Source organism: Demequina sp. NBRC 110051 (genome assembly GCF_002090055.1).
Taxonomy (GTDB): domain Bacteria; phylum Actinomycetota; class Actinomycetes; order Actinomycetales; family Demequinaceae; genus Demequina.
This window is the reverse complement of the sequence record NZ_BBRH01000020.1, coordinates 31966-54904: the sequence shown is the minus strand read 5'-3', so window position 1 is coordinate 54904 and position 22939 is coordinate 31966. Positions and strand designations below refer to the sequence as shown.

20 protein-coding genes are annotated in these 22939 nt (G+C 70.2%); 5 read left to right on the top strand and 15 right to left on the bottom strand.

Annotation, left to right across the window (positions count from 1 at the left end):
• Positions 1 to 22: 22 nt before the first annotated feature.
• The 15 genes from B7K20_RS11925 to B7K20_RS11855 all read right to left on the bottom strand — a co-directional run bounded on the left by B7K20_RS11925 (position 23) and on the right by B7K20_RS11855 (position 15018).
• A complete protein-coding gene (locus tag B7K20_RS11925; RefSeq protein WP_159449408.1) occupies positions 23 to 628 on the bottom strand; it encodes a histidine phosphatase family protein in 606 nt (201 codons plus the stop codon).
• A complete protein-coding gene (locus B7K20_RS11920; protein WP_084102743.1) occupies positions 625 to 1248 on the bottom strand; it encodes a histidine phosphatase family protein in 624 nt (207 codons plus the stop codon). The genes B7K20_RS11925 and B7K20_RS11920 overlap by 4 nt, the downstream gene beginning before the upstream one ends.
• Before the next feature lie 9 nt (positions 1249 to 1257).
• Positions 1258 to 1614 (bottom strand): ribosome silencing factor, encoded by a 357-nt coding sequence (rsfS, locus tag B7K20_RS11915; RefSeq protein ID WP_084102758.1) that lies wholly within the window; start codon positions 1612 to 1614, stop codon positions 1258 to 1260.
• Positions 1614 to 3353, bottom strand: a complete 1740-nt coding sequence (locus tag B7K20_RS13110) for a hypothetical protein (RefSeq protein WP_159449407.1) — start codon at positions 3351 to 3353, stop codon at positions 1614 to 1616. Before B7K20_RS13110 ends, rsfS begins: the two co-directional genes overlap by 1 nt.
• Complete coding sequence (nadD, locus tag B7K20_RS11900) at positions 3346 to 3942, bottom strand: nicotinate-nucleotide adenylyltransferase (RefSeq protein ID WP_144018667.1); 597 nt, start codon at positions 3940 to 3942, stop codon at positions 3346 to 3348. The genes B7K20_RS13110 and nadD overlap by 8 nt, the downstream gene beginning before the upstream one ends.
• 26 nt (positions 3943 to 3968) lie before the next feature.
• Complete coding sequence (locus B7K20_RS13155) at positions 3969 to 4118, bottom strand: hypothetical protein (protein WP_200809095.1); 150 nt, start codon at positions 4116 to 4118, stop codon at positions 3969 to 3971.
• A gap of 55 nt (positions 4119 to 4173) precedes the next feature.
• A complete protein-coding gene (locus tag B7K20_RS11895; protein ID WP_084102740.1) occupies positions 4174 to 5460 on the bottom strand; it encodes a glutamate-5-semialdehyde dehydrogenase in 1287 nt (428 codons plus the stop codon).
• Positions 5461 to 5537: 77 nt separating this feature from the next.
• Positions 5538 to 6821: a sugar ABC transporter permease gene (locus B7K20_RS11890; protein ID WP_234985823.1), complete on the bottom strand. Its 1284-nt coding sequence runs from the start codon at positions 6819 to 6821 to the stop codon at positions 5538 to 5540.
• Positions 6818 to 7570, bottom strand: coding sequence for an ATP-binding cassette domain-containing protein (locus B7K20_RS11885; protein WP_084102739.1), 753 nt, complete (start codon positions 7568 to 7570; stop codon positions 6818 to 6820). The genes B7K20_RS11890 and B7K20_RS11885 overlap by 4 nt, the downstream gene beginning before the upstream one ends.
• 119 nt (positions 7571 to 7689) lie before the next feature.
• On the bottom strand, positions 7690 to 8814 hold the full coding sequence (locus tag B7K20_RS11880; protein WP_084102738.1) for a sugar ABC transporter substrate-binding protein: 1125 nt from the start codon (positions 8812 to 8814) through the stop codon (positions 7690 to 7692).
• A 185-nt stretch (positions 8815 to 8999) separates the two neighbouring features.
• Positions 9000 to 10115, bottom strand: coding sequence for a glutamate 5-kinase (gene proB, locus B7K20_RS11875; RefSeq protein ID WP_200809094.1), 1116 nt, complete (start codon positions 10113 to 10115; stop codon positions 9000 to 9002).
• Positions 10116 to 10182: 67 nt separating this feature from the next.
• Positions 10183 to 11709, bottom strand: a complete 1527-nt coding sequence (obgE, locus tag B7K20_RS11870) for a GTPase ObgE (protein WP_084102737.1) — start codon at positions 11707 to 11709, stop codon at positions 10183 to 10185.
• A 123-nt stretch (positions 11710 to 11832) separates the two neighbouring features.
• Positions 11833 to 12087: a 50S ribosomal protein L27 gene (gene rpmA, locus B7K20_RS11865; protein WP_084102736.1), complete on the bottom strand. Its 255-nt coding sequence runs from the start codon at positions 12085 to 12087 to the stop codon at positions 11833 to 11835.
• Positions 12088 to 12101: 14 nt separating this feature from the next.
• A complete protein-coding gene (gene rplU, locus B7K20_RS11860) occupies positions 12102 to 12410 on the bottom strand; it encodes a 50S ribosomal protein L21 (protein WP_084102735.1) in 309 nt (102 codons plus the stop codon).
• 133 nt (positions 12411 to 12543) lie between these two features.
• Positions 12544 to 15018 (bottom strand): Rne/Rng family ribonuclease, encoded by a 2475-nt coding sequence (locus B7K20_RS11855; RefSeq protein WP_084102734.1) that lies wholly within the window; start codon positions 15016 to 15018, stop codon positions 12544 to 12546.
• Between the two features lie 465 nt (positions 15019 to 15483).
• On the opposite strand from B7K20_RS11855, the gene B7K20_RS11850 reads away from it, so the two are divergent.
• The 5 genes from B7K20_RS11850 to B7K20_RS11830 all read left to right on the top strand — a co-directional run bounded on the left by B7K20_RS11850 (position 15484) and on the right by B7K20_RS11830 (position 22937).
• Positions 15484 to 16956 (top strand): cytochrome ubiquinol oxidase subunit I, encoded by a 1473-nt coding sequence (locus B7K20_RS11850; RefSeq protein WP_084102733.1) that lies wholly within the window; start codon positions 15484 to 15486, stop codon positions 16954 to 16956.
• 13 nt (positions 16957 to 16969) lie between these two features.
• Positions 16970 to 18010 carry a cytochrome d ubiquinol oxidase subunit II gene (cydB, locus tag B7K20_RS11845; protein ID WP_084102732.1) on the top strand — a complete coding sequence of 347 codons (1041 nt, stop codon included), beginning with the start codon at positions 16970 to 16972 and terminating at the stop codon, positions 18008 to 18010.
• Positions 18011 to 18071: 61 nt separating this feature from the next.
• Entirely contained in the window at positions 18072 to 19652 is a 1581-nt protein-coding gene (locus tag B7K20_RS11840) for an ABC transporter ATP-binding protein/permease (protein ID WP_084102731.1), read from the top strand.
• Positions 19649 to 21325 carry a thiol reductant ABC exporter subunit CydC gene (gene cydC / locus B7K20_RS11835; RefSeq protein WP_159449406.1) on the top strand — a complete coding sequence of 559 codons (1677 nt, stop codon included), beginning with the start codon at positions 19649 to 19651 and terminating at the stop codon, positions 21323 to 21325. The genes B7K20_RS11840 and cydC overlap by 4 nt, the downstream gene beginning before the upstream one ends.
• Positions 21318 to 22937 (top strand): GAF domain-containing protein, encoded by a 1620-nt coding sequence (locus tag B7K20_RS11830; RefSeq protein WP_084102729.1) that lies wholly within the window; start codon positions 21318 to 21320, stop codon positions 22935 to 22937. Before cydC ends, B7K20_RS11830 begins: the two co-directional genes overlap by 8 nt.
• Positions 22938 to 22939: the final 2 nt, after the last annotated feature.

Here is a 22939-nt window from a genome sequence, read left to right as displayed (position 1 = left end):
CATCGCATCGGCCGTGAAAACCCTACGGCGCACCGAGCCCGTAGTGCTCCAGATGCCACGCGCCGGACTCCACCTGGGTCACCACCGACCACGACGCGTGCGGCACGTGGCCGAGGATCCGCGACGTGGGCTCCTGGCCGATGAGGTCCAGCAGGCCCAGCATGATCGCCGATCCATGGCTCACCACGACCACCGGAGCGTCCTCACCGGCGAGGGACCGCAGGCCCGCTCCCACGCGCGCGGCCACCTCTGCAGCCTTGCCCCAACCCTCGATGGCCGGGTCCTCGCCCCGGCGCCGCGCGGCGAGTTCATCGGGCCAGTCGCGCTCGATCTCGTCCCAGGTGAGGCCCTCCCAGATGCCGTAGGAGCGCTGCGAGAAAGCCGCATCGGTCTCGACGGGCACGCCGCCCTCCGTGAGCGCCGACAGGGCACGCGCGGAGTGGTGAGCGCGCGCCAGCGGCGACGAGACGATCCGTGCGGGCTGCCCGTGGGTCTCGAGCAGCACGCGACCGGCGGCGGTGGCCTGGGCGTGACCCGCGTCGCCCAGCGGGATGTCGAGGCCGCCCTGCAGGCGGCCCTCGGAGTTATACGCGGTGCGGCTGTGGCGCCACAGGATGAGCGTGGTCACGCGGCCGCCACCGTCGCGGCCGTCACGTGGTGACGGTCGAGCGTCCAGTCGCCGCGCTCTCGCCGGGTGAGCTGCGCCCACGCGGCGTTGCCCAGGTTGCCGATGGTGCGATGCTCGAGCGGCAGGTCCAGCAGACCGTGGAGCCCCACGCGGACACAGCTGCCGTGCGCAAACGCGACCAGGGTGCGCCCCTCGGCCTCGGCGCGATCGGCCCAGTCCTCCAGGCCCGCAACCATGCGTGAGAGGACCAGGTCGTGGTTCTCGAATCCCGGGATGGGGGCGTCGCCGTGGGTCTTCCACTGGACGACCTCGTCGGGCCAGCCCTGCTCGCGCTCCTCAGGAGTGATCCCCTCCCATACGCCATACGCGCGCTCGCGCAGGCGGTCGTCGGAGTGCACCTCGATGCCCATGCGGTCGCCCAAGGCGTGAGCGGTGTGCAATGCACGCTCGAGCGGAGAGGCGACGATCAGCGGCCGCTCCCCCACGCGGGTACTGAGCGCCGCGGCGGCGACCTCCGCCTGCTCGAGGCCCAGTTCCGTGAGCGGAATGTCCGACGAGCCCTGCAGCAGGCCCTCGACATTCCACTGCGTTTGGCCGTGGCGGACGAGGAACACCTGCATGGCGGCGCCTTACGCGTCCAGCGCGACGACCGGGCAGTCCTTGTACAGGCGCTCGAGGTCGTAGAACACGCGCTCCTCCTCGTGCATCACGTGCACGTAGATCTCCGCGAAGTTGATCACGATCCAGCGTCCCTCGCGCTTGCCCTCGCGCGCGAGCACCTTGGCGCCCATCTCGTGAAGAGATTCCTCGACGGCATCCGCGATAGCAGCGACCAGTCGCTCGTTGCTGGCCGAGGCCAAAACGAAGATGTCGGTCAGCGGGGTCTGCTGACTGACATCGAGCGCGAGGACGTTCTCGGCCTTTTTGTCGGTCGCGGCGGCCGCTGCGGCGCGGGCCAGTTCGATCGCTCTATCTGTTGCTGTCATCATCCCAACTCTGCCACGTTCCACACGACCACACCGAGGACGAAGGCCACGGCACCGAGGACGGCCACCTGTGCCCATCCAAAGTGCCTGACTCCACCCGCGGGCCCCAGGTCGGGACGCTCACGGCGCTCCACCTCGATCTGCCCGGTCGGCACCGGCTCCACGGGCGCGAACTCGCCGGTCTGGGTCGACGTCAGCGGACGTACTCCGGACAGGTCGGGACGCGGCAGGGGCTCGCTTTCGAGCTCGTCGGGGTCGATGTCGACCTGGTCCGTCACCTGCGGAATCGCCGAGGTCGACAGCGGGTGGTTGTCCCACACCGACGGCACCGCGGCGGGCAGCACCGAGCTCACGGGCGCGAAGGGCGCCGAGGCCTGGCTCGGTGCGCTCAGCGGCGCAGACGTGTTCGACGGGGCGACGGGCGAGGTGCCGGTGCCCAGGATCGCCTCGAACGAGGGGGCGTCCTGGTCGGCGGCGCTCGGCGCCACGGGCGCATCGGTCTCGAGGGCCGATGCCGGCGTGGGGTTCGCGCTCCACGGCGCCACGGGCGCGGGCTCGGGTTCCGTGACCTCGTGGGCTTCGGGTTGGGTCTCGAACTCGGGCTCGGGCTGTGCGGGCGAACCGGCGGCCGTCACGTGCCACGAGGGGCGCAGCGGCGACTCGCTCGCAGGTGCCTCGGGCTGCGACGCGGCGGCGGGCGCGGCCGGGCTCACGCTCGCCCACGAGGGAGCGAAGGTGTGCTCGTCGGACTCCGTGGTGGCGGACTCGGCATCCTCGGCCGCGGCTGGCTCGGGCTCGGGCTCGGGCTCGGGCTCGGGCTCGGGCTCGGGCTCGGGCTCGGGCTCGGGCTCGGGCTCCGGCTCCGGCTCCGGCTCGGGCGAAGCGTCGCTCGGCTCGTCTGCCTCGGGAGCCGCGTCATCGGCGGACTGGTCCTCACCCGCGTCTGCGGCGGCATGTTCGGCCTGCTGCTCCATCAAGCGACGCTGGAGCGAACCCGGAGGAAAGAGCGCCTCGAACATCTCGGGCGACATGCCCGGAGGCATGCCGAGCGGAGCGGCCGGCGACTCCGACTCAGGCTCGGGCTGCACGTCCGACTCAGCCTCAGCCTCAGAATCAACTTCGGGTTCGGGCTCGGCTCGATCCTCGGACTCGTGGGCCGACTCCACCTCGTCAACGACGACTTCGGACTCGGGCTCGTCCTCGACGACAGTCTCGACGTCCGCGATAGCGTCGGGCGCGGCAACGATGTCGTCCTCAACCGTCGCGTCAGGCTCGGGCTCGGGCTCGGGCTCGGGCTCGGGCTCCGGCTCCGGCTCCGGCTCGGGCTCAGGCTGGGCGGCTTCGGGCTCGCCGGACTCAGCATCCGGCATCACCGAGGCGCGCACAGGCGCCTCGGGCTCGTCCTCGACGACGGGCTGCGCGGCGGTCTCTGCCTCGCGCTGAGCCTGCTCGGCCCGCTCGCGCTCCACGCGCTCCTGCTCGGCGATACGCTCGGGCGTCATCGTGGGGATCTGCCCTGTAGCGAGCATCTCCTCTTCCGCGGTCCACGTCTCGACGGGACTGTTGAGGCGTTCCAGGCGACGGCGCTCGCGACGGCTGAGCATGGTGCCCTCCGTCATCGGCATACCGGCGGTGTCCAGCCCCGCCTCGAGCGGCGTGGTGTCCTCGGTGCGGGCGGCGTCGCGCAGTTCTTGCGCGCGCCGCTCACGGCGTGAGAGCGGTCGGCTCTCGTCAGTCATCGATTCCTCCCGCGTACAGGTCATGCTTCGCGATGTAGTCGGCGACCGCCCGAGGGACCAGGTAGCGGATCGGCGCTCCCGTCCTCACCCGGCGGCGAACATCGGTCGAGGATACCGCCATCGCCGGGACTTCTACCAGCGTGTGTGGCATATCCACGTCCGGCAGCGAGTGGCCCGGGCGGGTTACCCCAATGAAACGTGCGAGCGACGTCAAACGCTCCGCATCTTTCCATTCGTGCAGGCGCGCGAGCGCGTCCGATCCGGTGATGAAAAACCACTCGGCCCCAGGCTCCTGCTCGTGCAAATCGGTGAGCGTGTCGAGGGTGTACGTCACTCCCCCACGCACCACGTCGACGTCGGAGACGGCCAGGCGTTCGTCCCCCTCGACCGCCAGGCGACACATCGCCAGCCTGTGCTCGGGCGCCGCCGCGAGGCTGTCCAGTTTGAACGGCTGGCTATGCACCGGCACCAGCAACACCTGATCCAGGTCGAGCGCCGCCGCGACCTCGGAGGCCGCGGCCAGGTGCCCGTGGTGAATGGGGTCGAACGTTCCTCCCAGGACGCCGATGCGTCGCTGCGAGTGCGGCACGGAAGCGGAGTGGATGCGCGCGGCCGTTAGTGGCGCGTGTGGATGCTGCGGAAGGCGTACGTGATGCCCAGCAGGCCCATCAGGGCGCCGAACGCGATCAGGCCGAATACGGGGGCGGGGAACGGCAGCTCGTTGACGACGTGCTCGGCGGCCTCGGCGATGACGACGGTGCTCACAGGTGGGACTTCCTCTCGTGACGTTGGGTGCGATTATTCCACGGTCGCGAGCGCCTCAGGGGCGCACGTGGCCGTCGCCGTAGGCGATCCACTTGGTGGTGGTGAGCTCCGCCAGTCCCATCGGGCCGCGGGCGTGGAGCTTTTGTGTAGAAATGCCGATTTCCGCTCCCAGCCCGAACTGTGCGCCGTCGGTGAAGCGGGTCGAGGCGTTGACCATCACCGCGGCGGTGTCGAGGCGCGAGGAGAACTGTTCGGCGGCACCGATGTCCTCGGTCACGATTGCCTCGGTGTGGCCGGTCGAGTAGCGCTGAATGTGCGCGATTGCCTCGTCGAGGTCGTCCACGACCTTCACCGCGATGTCGAGGCTGAGGTATTCGGTCGCCCAGTCCTCGTCGGTGGCTCCGACCGTGGGCACGCCCTGGGGAGCGAGGGCCGATGCTGCGGCATCGGCGTGCAGCACCACGTTCGCCTCGTGCAGGGCCGCCAGCACGGCGGGCAAGACGGTCGGGGCCGCGTCGCGGTGCACCAAGAGGGTCTCGGCGGCATTGCAGACGCCTACGCGCTGGGCCTTGGAGTTGAGCACGATCTCGACGGAGCGCTCGAGCGGCGCGGAGGCGTCCAGATACACGTGGCAGTTGCCCTCACCGGTCTCGATGGCGGGCACGGTGGAGTCGCGCACCACCGCCTGGATGAGGTCGCGGCCGCCGCGAGGCACCAGCACGTCGACGAGCCCACGCGCGTTCATCAGCACCCGGGCGCCCTCGCGGCCAAAGGCGTCGATGGACTGCACGGCGTCGCGCGGCAGCCCGGTCGCCTCAAGCGCGTCCTGCAGCACCGCGACGATGACCTCGTTCGAGCTGGCCGCCGCGGAGCCGCCGCGCAGCACGGCGGCGTTGCCCGACTTCAGGGCGAGCCCGGCAGCGTCCACGGTCACGTTGGGGCGCGCCTCATAGATCATGCCGACCACGCCCATGGGCACGGCCTTCTGAATCAGCCGCATGCCGTTGGGCAGCGTGGAGCCGCGCTTTACCTCGCCCACCGGGTCCGGCAGCGCCGCGAGGTAGCGCAGCGCGTCGGCGATGGCGCCAATGCGCTCCTCGGTCAGCGCCAGGCGGTCCAGGAGACCCGGCGACATGTCGTTCGCACGCCCGCGGGTGAGGTCCTGCTCGTTGGCCTCGATGATGCGCGGGGCCTGGGCGACGAGGGCATCGGCCATCGCGGCGAGCGCGGCGTCCTTGACGGTGCGTGTGGCGGTCGCGAGGGCGCGCGAGGCCACCTTGGCGCGCTGGCAGGCCTCGAGAACGGAACGCTCGACGTCGGCAGAAATCGCGGTGTCGGTCATAGGGCCGAGTCTAGTCAGCGTCTGCGGCGCGCGAGGAGGGGCACCGCAGCGTGCGGCGCCCCTCCTCGACGCGGTGGCTACGTGACGGCCACCCCGCCCGAGCGACGCCGCGCCAAGGCGTCGACGGTCGCGGCGAGAATCAGCACGCCGCCGGAGACCGCGAGCACGGTGCCCGCGGGCAAACCGAGCAGGCCCATGCCGTTCTGGATGGTCGCGATGACGAGCGCGCCAATGATCGCGTGCACCAGCCGGCCGCGCCCGCCGAAGAGACTCACGCCGCCGACCACGGCAGCGGCGACGCCGGACAGAACGATCTCGCGCCCCATCCCGGCATCGGCCGACCCCACCCGCGAGACATAGAAGAGTCCCGCCAGCACCGCGACCGTGGAGCACAGCACGAAGGCCGTCCACCGCACCGCCGTCACGTTGATGCCGGCCCTACGCGCGGCCTCCCTGTTGCCGCCGATGGCGTACAGGTAGCGGCCGTAGCGCGTGCGGTCGAGCAAGAACGTGGCGACCATCGCGAACCCCAAGACCACGGGTACGACGATCGGCACGCCGCGGATGGGGATGGCCCCGCTGCCGCGGTCCTGGCTGAGGAACCACACGGCCGCGATGCCCACCACAGTGATGCCCGCGAGCTTGGCCAGCATGATCGACAGCGGCGGATTGGGGGCGCCGGCGGCGCTGCGCCGCGCGCGATCCCACAGCGCGACTCCGGCGAGCAATGCGAGGACTCCGATCAGCATGAGCCACCCGGCCCAGACGGGCAGGTTGGAGGTGTTGAGCGCCTTGATGGGTGCGGGAATCAGCCGGTACGCCCCGGCATCGCCGATGATGACCAGCAGCACTCCCTGCAGCCCCAGGAACATGCCGAGCGTCACGACGAAGGACGGGATGCCTACCCGCGCCACGAAGAAGCCGATGAACCCGCCGATCGCGAGCCCGATCCCCAGCGCTACGGCGAGGGCGACCGGCCACGCGAGCCCATCGGGCTGGGTGAGCCGGACGAACGACGCCATCGAGACGCCGAAGGTCACTCCCGCCGACAGGTCGATCTCGCCCAGGAGCAGGACGAACACGAGCGCCATGCCCAACATCACGAGCGGCGCCGCCTGCGTCAGCAGGTTCGCCATGTTGCGCTGAGACAGAAACAGGTCGTGCGCAAAGCCGAACACGATGAAGAGCACCACCAGGCCGCCGATGGCGGGCAGGGCTCCCATCTCACCGCCGCGTACGCGCCGCACATATGCGCGGAAGTGGTCGCGGACGCCGTCCTCCATCCCCTTGCCCAGCAGGCTGTCCTCTGGCCGGGCCTGAGCGGCCTCGCGCGCCACCGGATTGTCGACGTTCGCGCTCACGCCACCGCCTCCATCGTCTTGGTGCCGGTGATGTAGCCCACCACGTCCTCGCGGGTGGTGTTCGCGACCTCGATCCGCGCGGTCATGGTGCCGAGGTACAGCACGGACACGTCGTCCGCGACCTCGAACACGTCCTGAAGGTTGTGGGAGATCATGATGACGGCCACCCCGTGATCCGCGAGCCGCCTCACGAGCGCCAGCACCTGCGCCGTCTGCGCCACACCGAGCGCCGCCGTCGGCTCGTCGAGAATCACGACCGAGGCCTGCTTGACCACCGCACGCGCGATCGCGACCGTCTGGCGCTGACCGCCGGACAGCGACGACACCTTTTGGCGCAGCGACTTCACGGTCTTCACCGACAGGGACTGCAGCGCCGCGGCCGCCTCGACCTCCATCTGCCCCTCCTCGAATGTCCCCAGCCTGCGCTCCTCACGGCCCAGGAACATGTTTTGGACGATGTCGAGGTTGTCGCACAGCGCAAGGTCTTGGTACACGACCTCGATGCCATGCTTGGCGGCGTCGCGGGGATGGTCGAGCCGTACCGGCTCGCCTCCAAAGAGCACGTCGCCGCCGTCGTAGGGCTGCACGCCCGCGAGGCCCTTGATGAGGGTGGACTTGCCGGCGCCGTTGTCGCCGACGAGGGCGGTGACGCGGCCGGCGTGTGCCGCGAAGTCCACCCCCTTGAGCACGTCGACCGGCCCGAAGGACTTCGTGACCGCGCGCAGCTCGATGATCGGTGGATGAGCCATACACACTCCTTTGTGAGTCAAGGTGGGCGGCCTGTGCCGTGGTCACCACGGCATCGGCCCTCGTCACGCGGCGAGTGTCGGGTGGGCCGCGGACGGCCCACCCGACACTGGCGCTCGCGTCAGGACGCCGGGGTGAGCCCCACCTCGTCGCATGCCGCCATGACATCGCCGGAGCAAATCTCGTCGTACGCGGCGTTGCCGTCATCGATGACCTGCTGAACGCCGTCACGGCCCACCGAGATGGGCTCGACCGCGATGAACGGCGTGCCGTCGTCGAGCGTCATCGACGCCTCGGGCGACTCTCCGTTCAGCAGGGCGATCGCGAGGTCAGAGGCCGCGGCGGCCTCGACCTGGAACGGCTTGTAGACCGTGCCGTATTGCTTGCCGAGCAGCACGTTCTGCAGACCAGCCACCGACGCGTCCTGACCCGAGACGGGAACGGTCAGCCCGTTCTTGTCGAGGATCGAGATCACGCCCGCCGCATTGGTGTCGTTCGCGGCCCACACGGCATCGACCTCGCCGCCCAGGTCGGTCAGCGCCTGCTCGAACGCCGTGGCGGAGTACTCGCCGTCCCACTTGCCCGGAGGCTCGGCGGCCGGAGTGATGCCCGCGTCGGTCATGACGCTGTTGGCGCCCTCGTAGAACATCGCGGCGTTACCGTCGGCGGGGTCGCCGCCGATGTAGACCACGATGGCCTCGGCGGGGTCGATGCCCGCGTCGTTCAGGCCGTCGACGACCATCTGGCCCTCGAGCTCCCCGACCTTCACGTTGTCGAAGGAGACGTAGTAGTCGGCGCCCGCGATGGGACGGTCGTAGGCGATGACGGGGATGCCCTGCGCCTGCGCGTTCTCCATCACGGCCACGGCGGCGCCCTGGTGGTCCACCAGCAGCATCACGCCACAGCCCTGCGTGAGCATCTGCTCGGCGATAGTCGCGTACTTCGACGTGTCACCCTGCGCGTTCTGAATGTCGGCCTCGAAGCCCGCGCCCGTGATGGCCTCCTCGAGGGCGGGACGGTCGCCGTTTTCCCAGCGCGGGGAGGAGACGGCGTCGGGCAGGATGACGCACGCACGGGCATCGACTGCGGCCTGCTCCCCTTCGCCGCCGGTCTCGGTACCCGTCGTCGCGGTCGACTCGGGTTCCTCGGACATCGATTCTTCGCCGGGATCCGACGAGCATCCCGCGAGGACGAGCGCCGTCGCGCTCGCAGCCGTCGCCAGTGCAATCCAGGAATTTTTCTTCATCACGCACCTCTCTGTGCTGCTGAAAAAGAGGGTTGCCCCTCACCACTCGTCATTGAGTGGCCTTTGTCACACTAATCGCGGCGAGGTGCGCCCGGTAGGCCTACTTTCTGACCAGAAGGCTATTTTTGGTTGCAGTTTTGTAACGAGCCCCCACAAATCGAATCGTTGCGGTCGTGAGGGGCGTCTTACATCACCACGAGGTCATCGATGTGGATGAGCTCGCGCGCGTAGTGCTCGCCCAGCGTCGAGCCCAGAACCTCGGTTGTCAGACCCTTCATCGCCAGGGCCTCGTCGGCGCTGAATCCGGCAAAACCACGCGCGACAACGGTGCCGTCGGGACCCACGAGGTCCACGGGCTCGCCCGCCTCGAAGGCTCCGGTGACCTCGGTGACGCCCGCGGCCAGGAGCGAGGCGCGCCTGCCGCGCAGGGCACGCGCGGCGCCCGCGTCGACGATGATGGTGCCGCGCGTGCGCGCGGCGTGGGCCAGCCACTGCAGGCGCGTGGTGTCGCGCTTACCCGTGGGATGAAAAAGGGTGCCGACCCGGCGACCCGCCACGGCATCGGCCGCCTGAGGCGCCGCCGCCAACACAACCGCGATACCAGAGGTGGTCGCGATCGAGGCCGCCTCGAGTTTGGTGATCATGCCGCCGGTGCCCAGCGCGCTACCGCGGCGCGACACGTCCACGCCGCCGATTTCCTCGGGCGAGTGCACCTCGTCGATGCGCTCCGCTCCGGGTGTGCCGGGGGCGGCGGTGTAAAGGCCGTCGACGTCGGTGAGGAGCACAAGTGCATCGGCGTGGACGACGGTGGCGACGAGAGCGGCCAGGCGGTCGTTGTCGCCGAAGCGGATCTCGTCCGTCGCAACGGCGTCGTTCTCGTTCACGATCGGGACGACGCCGAGGTCGAGCAGCCGATTGAAGGCGCGCTGGGCGTTGTTGTAGTGCGAGCGCCTGCCCATGTCGACGGCGGTCAGCAGCACCTGACCCACGGTGATGCCGTGGTCCTCGAAGGCCGCGGTGTAGGCGGCGACAAGCGCGCCCTGACCCACCGACGCCGTCGCCTGCGCCGTCGCCAGGTCCTTGGGGCGAAGGGGAAGCCCCATGGGCGCGAGTCCGGCAGCGATGGCACCCGAGGTGACGAGGACCACCTGCCTGCCCTCGGAACGCACGTGCGCGACCACATCGGCCAGGCGCCTGACGGCGCCGCCAGAGAGGCGCCCGTCCGCTCCGGTCAGCGACGACGAGCCGATCTTCACCACGACACGTCGCGCTCGCGCGATGGACTCCCGCACCTCGGTCACGTCACTCCCTTATCTCCCGCGACTCGACTCGCCGCGCGCCTCTATCCTGGCGCATCGGCGCGGCACCTTAGTCGTCGGCTCCGGGGTCCGTCCAGATTCCCGCGTCGCGCTCGCCGCGCAGCTCGTCGCGCGCGGCGCTCTTGGCGTCCATGCGCTCCTTGTGCTCGGCACGCTTCTGGGCGCGCGTGGCGCGCCCCTCTCCGCGCTCGTGCTGCTCCACACGTAGGTCGGAGCCACGCGAGCCCAGCAGCTCCGCGCCGGTGGCCATGGTGGGCTCCCAGTCGAAGACCACACCGCCCTCGCGCGGCCCGATCAGGACCTCGGAGCCTGGGACGGCGCCAGCGCGGAACAGTGCATCCTCGACGCCGGCCTTCGCGAGCCGGTCGGCGAGGAAGCCGACGGCCTCGTCGTTGGCGAAGTTGGTCTGCTTGACCCAGCGCTCGACCTTCGCGCCGCGTACCTCGAAGTAATCCTCGGCGCCGTCGCGTACGTGGCGCACCGTGAAGCCGCCGTCGTCGACGGCCTTGGGGCGGATGACGATCGGGGCCGCCTCGAGCTCGGGCTCCTCGGCGCGGTGTTCGGCGACCAGCGCTGCGAGGGCAAACGACAGGTCTCGGAGACCCTCGTGGCTGACCGCGCTCACCTCGAACACCGGCATGCCGGTCTCCTCGAGCTCCTCGCGCACCATGGCGGCGAGCTCGCGGCCGTCGGGCACGTCGATCTTGTTGAGGATGATGATCTGGGGCCGCTCCGCGAGCGGGATGCCGCTGATCGCCTCGTCCCCGGTGTAGGCGCGCAACTCACCGGCGATCACCTTGAGGTCCTTCACGGGGTCGCGGTCGGTCTCGAGCGTGGCGGTGTCGAGGACGTGAGCGATCACCGCGCAGCGCTCGATGTGGCGCAGGAAGTGGTGACCCAGGCCCTTGCCCTCGGACGCGCCCTCGATGAGGCCGGGGACATCGGCCATCGTGAAGCGGCCCTCGCCGGCCTGGACCACGCCGAGGTTGGGGACCAGGGTCGTGAACGGGTAGTCGGCAATCTTGGGTCGCACGGCGCTCATGGCGGCGATCAGCGAGGACTTCCCGGCGCTCGGGTAGCCCACGAGCGCGACATCCGCGATCGACTTCAACTCGAGAAGGACTGTGGCCTCCTCGCCGGGCTCGCCGAGCAGCGCAAAGCCGGGCGCCTTGCGCTTGGTCGTGGCGAGGGCGGCGTTGCCCAGCCCCCCGCGGCCGCCCTGGGCGATGACCACCTCGGCGCCGTCGCCGACAAGGTCCGTGATGACCTCACCGTCCTGCGTCTTCACGATGGTGCCGTTCGGCACGCCCAGGCGCAGGTCCTTGGCGTTGGCGCCGTGGCGCATGTCGCCGGCGCCCTGGTTGCCGTTGGGCGCCACCTGATGCGGCGCGTGGTGGTAGTCCAACAGGGTGGTCACCTGGGGGTCCACGAAGAGGACCACGGAGCCGCCACGGCCACCGTTGCCGCCGTCGGGGCCGCCCAGCGGCTTGAACTTCTCGCGGTGGACGGAGGCCACACCGTGGCCACCCTTACCTGCCGTCACGTGGAGCACCACGCGGTCGACGAACGTCGCCATGCTCGTGCCTCCTGTCGGGACTTGCGCAAAAAAGATCAGGAACGGGGCGTCCGTCCCAAGATAGACGTCAGGGGCGCCGCCGGTAACGGCGACGCCCCTGACGGGAAAACTGCGTGAGCGGAATTAGCCCGCTGCGACCACGTCGACGACCTTGCGGCCACGACGGTTGGTGAACTCCACGACGCCGGCCTCGAGGGCGAACAGCGTGTCGTCCTTACCGCGGCCCACGTTGAGGCCGGGGTGGTGGTGGGTACCACGCTGGCGGATGATGATCTCGCCGGCGTTGACGGTCTGGCCGCCAAAGCGCTTCACGCCCAGGTACTGGGGGTTCGAGTCGCGGCCGTTGCGCGAGGAGCTCGCGCCCTTCTTGTGTGCCATGAGTGTCTCCTCGCTTACTTGATACCGGTGACCTTCAGGCGCGTGAGCTCCTGACGGTGACCAATACGCTTGCGGTAGCCGGTCTTGTTCTTGTACTTCAGGATGTCGATCTTCGGGCCGCGCTCGTCACGAATGACCTCGGCGGTCACCTTGACCTTGGCCAGCGCCTTCGCGTCGGAGGTGATCTTGTCACCGTCGACGAGCAGCACCGGGGCGAGCTCGACGGTCGAGCCCTGGTCGGCCTTGAGACGGTCGACGACGAGGATGTCGCCCTCGGAGACCTTCTCCTGGCGGCCACCCGCCTTCACAATCGCGTACACCATGAATCTGTCCTTCAAAGCTTGGGGTTTTTCCTGCCGCTGCCATGCGAGGCGCAGGCAGGTCTCGGCGCTCGCGCGCCGACGTACAAATATACGCCCCGCTCCCCCGCCCGGTCAAACCGGGCGGGGCGCGTGTCTAGTCCTCGCGGACCTCGGGCTCGGCCGATGCCGCGGCGGCCTGGTCGGTCGCCTCGCCTTCGGTCGTGGTGGCGGTCGGTAGTTCCACCTCGGGAACCACCACCTCCGCGGGCACCTCGGTGCCGTGCTCGTCGCCGTGGTGGGCCTTTTCGGCCGCCGCGGCGATGGACGCGAGCGTGGCCTTGACGGCCGCGCGCGCCTCCTCACGGTCGTCGAGGGCGTGGGTCTCACCGTGTGACGCCGCGTGAGCGTGAGTGTCGTCCTGCTCCGGCTGCTTCTTCGCCGGCTGCTGCTGGGCCTGCTGCTGGCCACCGCCGTGGTTGTTGCCGCCGCCGCTGTTGCCGCCGCCGGAGTTGCCTCCGCGACCGCCGCGCCGGCGCGGCTCGGGCTGCTTCTCGCTGGCCTCGGCCACGGGCTCGCCGTGGACCAAGAAGCCGCGGCCCTTACAGTGCTCGCAGGTCTCGGAGAACGCCTCGACCAGGCCCTGGCCCACGCGCTTGCGGGTCATCTGGACCAGGCCCAGCGACGTGACCTCGGCCACCTGGTGCTTGGTGCGGTCGCGCCCCAGGCACTCGATGAGGCGGCGCAGCACGCGGTCGCGGTTGGCCTCGAGCAGCATGTCGACGAAGTCGATGACGATGATGCCGCCGATGTCGCGCAGGCGCAGCTGGCGCACGATCTCCTCGGCCGCCTCAAGGTTGTTGAGCGTCATCGTCTCTTCGAGCGTGCCGCCCTTGCCGACGAACTTGCCCGTGTTGACGTCAATGACGGTCATCGCCTCGGTGCGGTCGATCACGAGTGAGCCACCCGAGGGCAGCCACACCTTGCGGTCCATGCCCTTGGTGAGCATCTCGTCCACCCGGTGCTCGGCGAATACGTCGCCGTCGCCGGTGAACTTGTGCAGGCGCGCCATGAGGTCGGGAGCAACCTGGCCCACGTAGGCGCTCAGGGAGTTCCAGGTGTCGTCACCCTGAATGGTGAGCGACTCGAAGTCCTCATTAAAGATGTCGCGCACCACGCGGATCGCCATGTCCGGCTCGCCGCGCAGCAGTTTGGGAGCCTTGCCGTTCTCGGCCTCGGCCTGGATGTTGTCCCACTGGCGCTTGAGGCGCTCGACATCGGCGCGCAGCTCCTCCTCGGAGGCGCCCTCGGCCGCGGTGCGGACAATCACGCCGGCGTCCGCAGGGATGACCTCGCGCAGCAGCTTCTTGAGACGCGCGCGCTCGGTGTCAGGCAGCTTGCGGCTGATGCCGGTGACGCCGCCCCCGGGCACGTAGACCAGGAAGCGGCCGGCCAGCGAAATCTGCGAGGTGACACGCGCGCCCTTGTGGCCGATGGGGTCCTTGGTGACCTGCACCATGACCGTGTCGCCCTGCTTGAGCGCGAGCTCGATGCGGCGCGGCTTACCTTCGAGGCCCGCGGCGTCCCAGTTCACCTCGCCGGCGTACAGCACGGCGTTGCGGCCGCGGCCCACGTCGACGAACGCGGCCTCCATGCCGGGCAACACGTTCTGCACGCGGCCCAGGTACACGTTGCCGGCCATCGACTGCTGCGCCTGGTGCGACACGTAGTGCTCGACGAGGACGTCGTCCTCGAGCACGGCGATCTGCACGCGGTGGTCCTTCTCGCGCACGATCATGTCGCGCTTGACGGACTCGCGGCGGGCGAGGAACTCGGCCTCGGAGATCACGGGGCGGCGGCGCTGGCCGTCGCGGGACTCGCGGCGGCGCTGGCGCTTGGCCTGCAGGCGCGTGGAGCCCTGAAGCTGGTCGTCGGAACCGGAGCTGGAGCCTGACGAACCGGAGGACGAGGAGCCACCGGAGCTCGAACGCGAGCCGCGACGGCGACGGCGACGGCGCGACGAGCCGGAGCCCTCGCTGTCATCGTCGCCCTCGGACGCGCCGGAGTCGTCTCCGTCCTGCGCGGGAGCGTCGTCGGTGCCGTCGTGGGAGGCGGCATCCTTCGAGGCCGGAGCCTCATCCTCGGCGGGAGCCTCGGAACCATCGGTCTCGGGTGCATCGCCGCCCTCGCCCTGGACGCGCTTCTTGCCGCGTCCGCGGCCACCGCGGCGGCGACGACGCTTGGCGCCGCTGCCGTCGCCGGCATCACCCTCGCCCTCGCCGGCCTGGTCGTGGGAGGAAGCGTTGGGCTTCTCGGTCGGCTCGGCTCCGCCCTCGGGCTTGTCCGCCTGAGCGGGCTGGTCCGCCTTGGGCTTCTTCTTCGCCTTGGGCTTGGCGGGAGCGTCCTGCGACGCGTCGGCGGAGCCGCCGTCGGTCGCGGGCGCCGCCTTCTTGCGGCGCGGCTTCGCGGGCGCGGACCCGCCGTCGGAGGCGGGCTCGCTTGCCTTCGCACGGTCGGCGGCGCTCGCCGGCGGTCCGGCGGGGGCCGATGCCCGGCGCGGTCTGGCCGGCTCGGGCGCCTGGAAGATCACGGCCGTCGTGGGGTTCTCAGGAGTGGTGTTGTCCTCGCTCAACGCGGGTACCTCGGATCAACGCGCCCACACTGCGCGTCGACTATGTCGTCGTTCGTGGTCCACGGTTGTGGCCACCCAAGTCTTCAGGTCGCGGCGGACAGCGGCGCCTGCGTGGAAGCGCCTATCCCCGATGTCTCCGCCTACCGGCTGTAGCCCGGCGGGACCGTGACGGGACTGGCAGCTGCGCATTCGCTGCGTCTGTCGCGCGGTTGGCGCCCCCGTGTGGAGGGACGCGGACCTGCGCACCATTGTGACACACGGGCGCGCGAACGCCATGAAGCCCCTGGCAGCGCGTGTCAGGTGCCTACGGAAGCCAGCCACGGCATCGGCCGTCGTCAAGGAAACGCGAGGTGCCCCAGTCCACCATCGTGACCGAACCGTGACGACACCCGGGACCTAGGTCCCGGCGTCCGAAACGTGGGCTTTCGATTAGGTTCATACCCATGGGATCGGAAGGGGCTCTCAGTGGATGTTCTTGACCTCGCACGGTGGCAATTCGGCATCACCACCGTCTATCACTTTGTCTTGGTGCCGCTCACCATCGGCCTGTCGACGCTTGTCGCGATCATGCAGACCGCGTGGAACGTCACCGGCAAGGAAAAGTACTTCCGACTGACCAAGTTCTACGGCAAGTTGCTGCTGATCAACTTCGCTCTCGGTATCGCCACGGGAATCGTGCAGGAGTTCCAGTTCGGCATGAACTGGTCCGAGTACTCGCGGTTCGTGGGCGACGTGTTCGGCGCCCCGCTCGCGATGGAGGCGCTCGCGGCGTTCTTCCTCGAGTCCACGTTCCTCGGCCTGTGGATCTTTGGCTGGGACCGCCTGCCGCGCAAGATCCACCTGATGACGGTGTGGGCGTTCGCCATCGGCTCGCTGCTGTCGGCCTACTTCATCATCGCCGCGAACTCGTGGATGCAGCACCCCGTCGGTGCCGAGTACAACCCGGAGACGGGCCGCGCCGAGATGACCGACATCTGGGCGGTGCTGACCAACAACACCACCCTGGTCGCCTTCCCCCACGTCATCGCGACCGCGTTCCTGGTCGCCGGCACCTTCGTCGCCGGCATCGCCGTGTGGTGGATGGTGCGTCACGCTCGCAAGGACAAGGATCACGCGGACATCCCGATGTACCGCACCGCCGCGCGCTTTGGCGCCGTCGTCATGCTGATCTCGGGCGCCGCCGTCATCATCACTGGCGACGAGCAGGCCAAGCTCATGTTCGAGCAGCAGCCCATCAAGATGGCGGCGGCCGAGGCACTCATTGAGACGCCCGACGGGCCCGCCCCCTTCTCGATCCTGTCCATCGGCAACCCCGCGGGCGACGATCCGTCCTCGGTCAAGCACGTCATCGAGATCCCCGGACTCACCTCGTTCCTCGCCACGGGCGACTGGAACGGCGAGGTGTTGGGCGTCAACGACCTGCAGGAGATCTACGCGGAGCGATACGGCGCGGTCGACGCCAACGGCGACGAGATCGAGTACCGGCCCAACCTGCTCGTCACGTACTGGTCCTTCCGCCTCATGATCGGCCTCGCGGCCTTCTCCGCGGCCCTGTCCGTCGCGATCCTCTGGTTCACCCGCAAGGGCCGCGCCATCGACCAGCCGTGGATGAGCAAGCTCGCCCTCGTGTCGCTGCCCATGCCGTTCCTCGCGGCGAGCTTTGGCTGGATCTTCACCGAGATGGGCCGCCAGCCGTTCGTGGTCGCACCCAACCCCACGGGCTCCGACCAGATCATGCTCATGACGATGTTCGGCGTCTCGGAGGCCACGTCCGTGGCTGACGTCGTCATCTCGCTGGCCACCTTCACCGTGGTCTACTCCGTCCTCGGCGTGTTCTGGTTCCTGCTGATGAAGCGCTACGTCAACGAGGGCGCCCCCAACCCCGAGCCGGAAGAGGTCTCCACCGACCCCGACCGCCCGCTGTCGTTCGCGTACTAGGAGGCCGACCACCATGGAACTCACACTCGTCTGGTTCATCCTCATCGCGATCCTGTGGACGGGATATTTGGTCCTCGAAGGATTCGACTTCGGCGTCGCCATGCTGCTTGAGAAGGTCGGCAAGGGCGACAAGGGCCGCCGCGTGGCCCTCAACACCATCGGCCCCGTGTGGGACGGCAACGAGGTGTGGCTACTCACCGCCGGTGGAGCCACGTTCGCCGCCTTCCCCGAGTGGTACGCGACGCTGTTCTCCGGCTTCTACCTGCCGCTGCTGCTGATTCTGGTGGCCCTCATCGTGCGTGCGTGCGCCATCGAGTGGCGCGGCAAGATCAACAACGATGTGTGGCGCCAGCGCTGGGACTGGGTCATCATGGGCTCCGCCTGGATTCCGTCCATTCTGTGGGGCGTGGCCTTCGCGAACATCGTCCGCGGCGTGCCGATCGACGAGAGCTTTACCTACACCGGCTCCTTCTGGACGCTCCTGAACCCGTACGCCCTGCTCGGCGGCGCCACCACCCTGGCGCTGTTCCTCAGCCACGGCGCGATCTTCCTGTCGCTCAAGACCTCGGGCGAGGTCCACGACCGCGCCCGCGCCGTCGCCAAGACCATGGCACCCATCGCGCTCGTGATCGCCGCCGTGTTCGCGATCTGGACCCAGATCGCCTACTCGGTCGCGTGGACCTGGGCCGCGGTCGCGGTCGCGGCGGTGAGCCTGGTGCTCGCGTGGATGTGGGGCAACGCCGGCTCATACGGCAAGGCCTTCGCCGCCAACGCCGTGGCGATTGTGGGCGCCGTGGTGCTGATCTTCGGCTCGCTCTACCCCGACGTCATGCCGTCCACCACCGACCCGGCGTTCTCGCTCACCGTCGACAACGCGTCCTCCACCGACTACACGCTGACGGTGATGACGTGGGTCGCGGTGATCTTCGTGCCCATCGTGCTGCTGTACCAGGGCTGGAGCTACTGGGTGTTCCGCCGTCGCCTGTCCACGGACCACATCCCTGAGCACGGTGGCCTGCCCACGCTGCGCATGCCGAAGAAGGTCTCACAGTGACCTCTGCCCCGACCGGGGCGGTGCGTCGACGGCCGATGCTTCACGACCTTCCGTAGGCCGCGTGCGTCCCCTCGATCCCCGCCTCATCCGTCGCATCGGCCCAGCACGGCGCTACATCGCCACCACCGCTGTGCTCGGGCTGGCGATGGCGCTGGCGATTCTGGTGCAGGCGTTGCTCATCGCGCGTGCCCTGGCCCCCGTGCTCGCCCCCGCCCCCCTCACCGAGGACGGGCTGCGGTGGCTGGGGGTGCTGGTGCCGGTCGAGGCGCGCCAGCTCGCGGTCGCGCTCGGCTGGCTGGGCGTCGTCGTCGCGATCCGAGTGCTGCTGACGTGGACCCAGGAGCGGCTCGCGCACCGAGCGGGCGCCCGGGTCATCTCCGAGTTGCGCTCCCAGGTGGTCGCGCATGCGGGCGCGCTCGGGCCGCGCTGGGCCGCCTCGGGCGAGGGAGCCGCCGTCGCCACCACGGTGACGCGAGGCCTCGACTCGCTGCTGCCCTATTTTGTGCGTTACCTGCCGCAGCTGCTCCTGAGCGCCACCGTCACGCCCATCATGATCGTGGTGGTGCTGGGGCTCGACTGGATCTCGGCGGCGATCGTCATCGGCACCCTGCCGCTGGTCCCGATCTTCATGATCCTGGTGGGCCTCACGACGCAGGAACGCTCCGCCAAGCACCTCGAGGCCATGCAGCGCCTCGCGAGCCGCACCCTCGACCTCATCGCGGGCCTGCCCACCCTGCGCGGCCTGGGCCGCGAGCACGGACCAGCCGCGCGCGTGCGTGAACTCGGCGACGCGCAGCGCCGCGCGACGATGGGGTCGCTCAGGATCGCGTTCCTGTCCGGCATGGTGCTCGAGCTGCTCACGACTTTGGCGGTCGCCCTCGTCGCCGTGACGCTGGGCTTCCGCTTAGTGGCAGGAGGGGTCTCCATCGAGACGGCGCTCGCCGTGTTGATCCTGGCTCCCGAGGTCTACCTGCCGCTGCGCATGGTCGGCACGCACTTCCACGCCTCCGCCGACGGCATGGCGGCGGCCGACTCCGCCTTCGCGATCCTCGAGCGCCCCGTCGCCGCGCCCGGCGGCCACGCGCCCGCGCCGGACCTCACGGGGGCGACGCTTGTCGTGGAGGACCTCGCGGTCGCGACTCCCGACGGTCGTCGCCTGGCGCCCGCACGCCTCAGTTTCCAGGCACGCCCCGGCACCGTCACCGCACTCGTGGGCCCCAACGGCGACGGCAAGTCCACGGCGCTCAGCGCGCTGATGGGTCTGTTGACGCCGGATTCGGGCTACGTGGCCGCGCTCACGGCCTCCGGGCGCACCGATGCGCAGGACGTCGACGGCGAGGGTTGGTCGCGCCAGTTTGCCTGGGCACCGCAGCGCCCCGACCTGGGCTCCGAGGGCCGCACCCTGAGCCTGGGCCAGCGTCAGGGCGTCGCCCTCGACCGTGCGCTCGGCGCCGGCCGCCCCGTCGTGGTCCTCGACGAGCCCACGAGCCACCTGGATCGCGCCTCGCGCGACGCCGTGATCGCCCGCATCGTGGCCGCCGCGGGCGCGGGCGCGACCGTCGTCGTCGCCACTCACGAGGAGGACCTCATCGCGGCCGCCGACGTGGTGGTCGAGGTCGCCGCGCTCGAGGTGGCCCGGTGATCCGGCCCGCGCGCGGCGCCCTCCGTTCGCTGCTGCGAGAGTCCGACCTGTCCCGGGGGCGCCTCGCGCTGTCGATCATCAACGGCTCGGCCGCGCTGGGCTCGGCCGTGGGGCTGTCCGCGATCGCGGCGTGGCTCATCGCCCGTGCTGCTGGCATGCCCTCCCCCGCCGACCTGGCGCTGGCGGCCGTCGTGGTGCGCTTCTTCGGCATCGGCCGTGGCCTCTTTCGCTATCTCGAGCGCCTCGCGAGCCACGAGACCGCTCTGCGCGGCGTGGTGAGCCTGCGCGCACGGGTGTATGCGCGCCTCGCGGCCGCACCGGCCGACACCGTGTTGGGCCTCAAGCGGGGTGACGTGCTCGCCCGCATCGGCGGGGACGTGGACGCGGTGGGCGACGCCGTGGTCCGCGCGGTCATCCCGCTCAGCGTCTCCGTCGTCGTCTCCGGCATCTCCGTGGGCATTCTCGGATTTCTTGACCCGCGTGCGGGAGCGGTGCTCGTGGCGGCCATCCTCGTCGCCGGCGTGGGTTCCGCCCTGCTGACGTGGCGTGCCGCGCGGATCGCCGCCGCTCAGGGCGTGGCGGCCGATGCCAGGGTCGCCGAGACCGTCCTGTCCGCACTCGAGGGCGCCGCCGAGCACCGGGTGTGGGGCACGACCGGCGCCGCACACGATGCCCTCGCCGACGCGAACGCCGCGTCCGAGCGCGCGCAGGAGTCTCAGGCCCGTCCCGCCGCCCTCGCGGCCGCGGTCCAGGCCGTCGCCTCGGGCGGTGCCCTCATCGCGTGTCTCGCGATCGCCGTGACCGGTTCACAGTCAGGCATGTACGGCGCCACCACGGCGGCCATGATCGCCCTGGTGCCGCTCGCGGCGTTCGAGGCGGTCGGCGCCGTGCCGGCCGCCACCCAGCAGCTGTTCCGCTCGCGCGAGGCCGCCCGCCGCATCGTCGCGATGGCGCCGGAGGCTGCCCTCGCCTCATCCCCCGCGTCGCCCCGTGGCGGTAGCGACACGGCGGCGGAAGGCCCCTACGCGAACCCCAGCGGTGGATTCTCGGTGACGCTCACCGAGCTCGTCGCCGGCTGGCCCGGCGCCGTCCCCACCCGTCCGGTGACCGCGCAGGTGGAGGCCGGCGGCGTGCTCGCGATTGTGGGCCGCTCGGGCATCGGCAAGACCACCCTGCTGGCGACCCTCGCTGGTGTCCTGCCTCCCGTCTCCGGCGAGGCACGCATCGGCCCCCACCCCGCGCACCGCGACCTGCTGGGGGCCGTGGTGGGAATGACCGCCGAGGACGCCCATGTGTTCGGCACCACCGTGCTCGAAAACCTGCGCGTCGCGCGAGGCGACGTCACGGAGGTGGAGGCGCTCGACGCGCTCGACGCCGTGGGCCTGGCCCCCTGGCTCGAGTCTCTCCCCCGCGGACTCGACACGGACCTGGGCACCGGTGGCGATTCGGTCTCGGGCGGTGAGCGGAGACGCCTTCTTCTCGCCCGCGTCCTCCTCACGCCGCAGCCCGTCGTGCTGATCGACGAGCCCGCCGAGCACCTGGACGTCGCGGGTCGCGAGGCGCTCCGCGCGGTGCTGGCACGGCTGACGAGCGCAGGCCGTACGGTGGTGCTCGTGACCCACCACCTGCAGCTGACGGACCTGGCCGATGTGACGGTGAGCCTCGATGACTGAGCAGCCCCTGTCGTCGTCGGCCCTCACGCTCGCGGACGCGATTATGGCGCTGAACGCCGATCTCGCGCTCGACAAGGTCCTGAACACGCTCCTGGGGTCCGCCCGCACGCTCACGGGCGCTCACTACGCGGCGCTGCACGTGTTCGACTCGCAGGGCGAGTCCGTCGCGTTCCTCACTCAGGGGATTCCCGAGGACACCAAGGAGCTCATCGGCCATCCCCCTGGCCGCGTGGGAGTGCTCGCCAAGATCCCCGCCCAGGGCACCCTGGCGGTCGAGCACATCGACGCCGACCCGGACTTCCGCGGCATGCCGAAGTGGCACCCGCGGCTCGAGAGCTTCCTCGGGACGTCGCTGACCGTGCGCGGGCTGGTCTTTGGCCATCTGTATCTCGCGGACAAGGACAGCGGGCCCTTCGATGAGGAGGACAAGCGCATGATCCTCGCGCTCGCCGCGGGCGCCTCCGTCGCGATCGATCACGCCAAGCTCCACGACGACGCGGTCGCGCGCGAGCGGTGGCTTGAGGCCTCGCAGCGCCTCACCACCCAGATGCTCGCGACAGAGGACGAGGAGGAGGCGCTGCAGGGCATCGTCGACGCCGCCCGCGAGCTCGCCCACGCCCCCACCGCGGCCCTGGTGCTTCCCGGCGTCGACGACGCGTGGGTCATCGAGATGGCCGCGGGCGACTACGCACAGAACATCATTGGGCTCGAGCTTCCGTCGCAGGGCTCGGCGATGGACGTGATCCGCACCTCCACCGGCATCGTCGCCCCCGCTCCCCCTGGCCAGCACGTGCTGCACGAGATCACCGAGTACGGGCCCAGCCTCTACGCGCCGCTCGCCTCCGACGGCGAGACCCTCGGCCTGCTGATGCTGTGGCGCGACAAGGGCGATCAGGAATTCTCCGCGGACGACCTCGAGGTCACGCAGCGCTTTGCACACCAGGCCGCCCTCGCCCTCACCCTTGCCGACCTCAACCAGGCGCGCAGCCATGCGGCGCTGCTCGAGGAGCGCGAGCAGATCGCGGACGACCTGCACGACTTCGTCTCGCAGGAGCTCTTCGCGGCCGCGATGCATCTCGAGGCTCTCTCGGCGGAGGCCTCGAAGAACCAGGAAACCCGCCTCGCGAGCGTCGCCGACCATGTCAAGCGCGCCCAGTACGAGGTGCGTGGCGTGATGCGCAACCTGGCCGGGCAGCGCTCGAGCGAGCCCGCGAGCGACCGCATGCGCCGCGAGATCACCCTCGCGCAGGCCACGCTCGGCTTCACGCCCGACCTCACGGCTGCATGGTCGGACGTCAACGCGGTCGCCGCGGCGGACGCGACCCTTGCCGATGACGCGATCGCGGTGCTGCGAGAACTGCTGTCCAACGTCGCCCGCCACGCCCAGGCCACCGCGGTGCGGCTGTCCATCACAGTGGAGGACGACCGCCTCATCATGGTGGTCGAGGACAACGGCATCGGCCCCGCGGGCGCCACCAAACGCTACTCCGGCACGTCGAACCTGGGTAACCGGGCGCTCAGGCGCAACGGCAGTTTCTCGCTCGAGCCGGTCGACCCCGCGGCCGAGCGCCCGGGCTCGCGCGCGACGTGGAACGTCGAGGTGCGGCGCTAAGC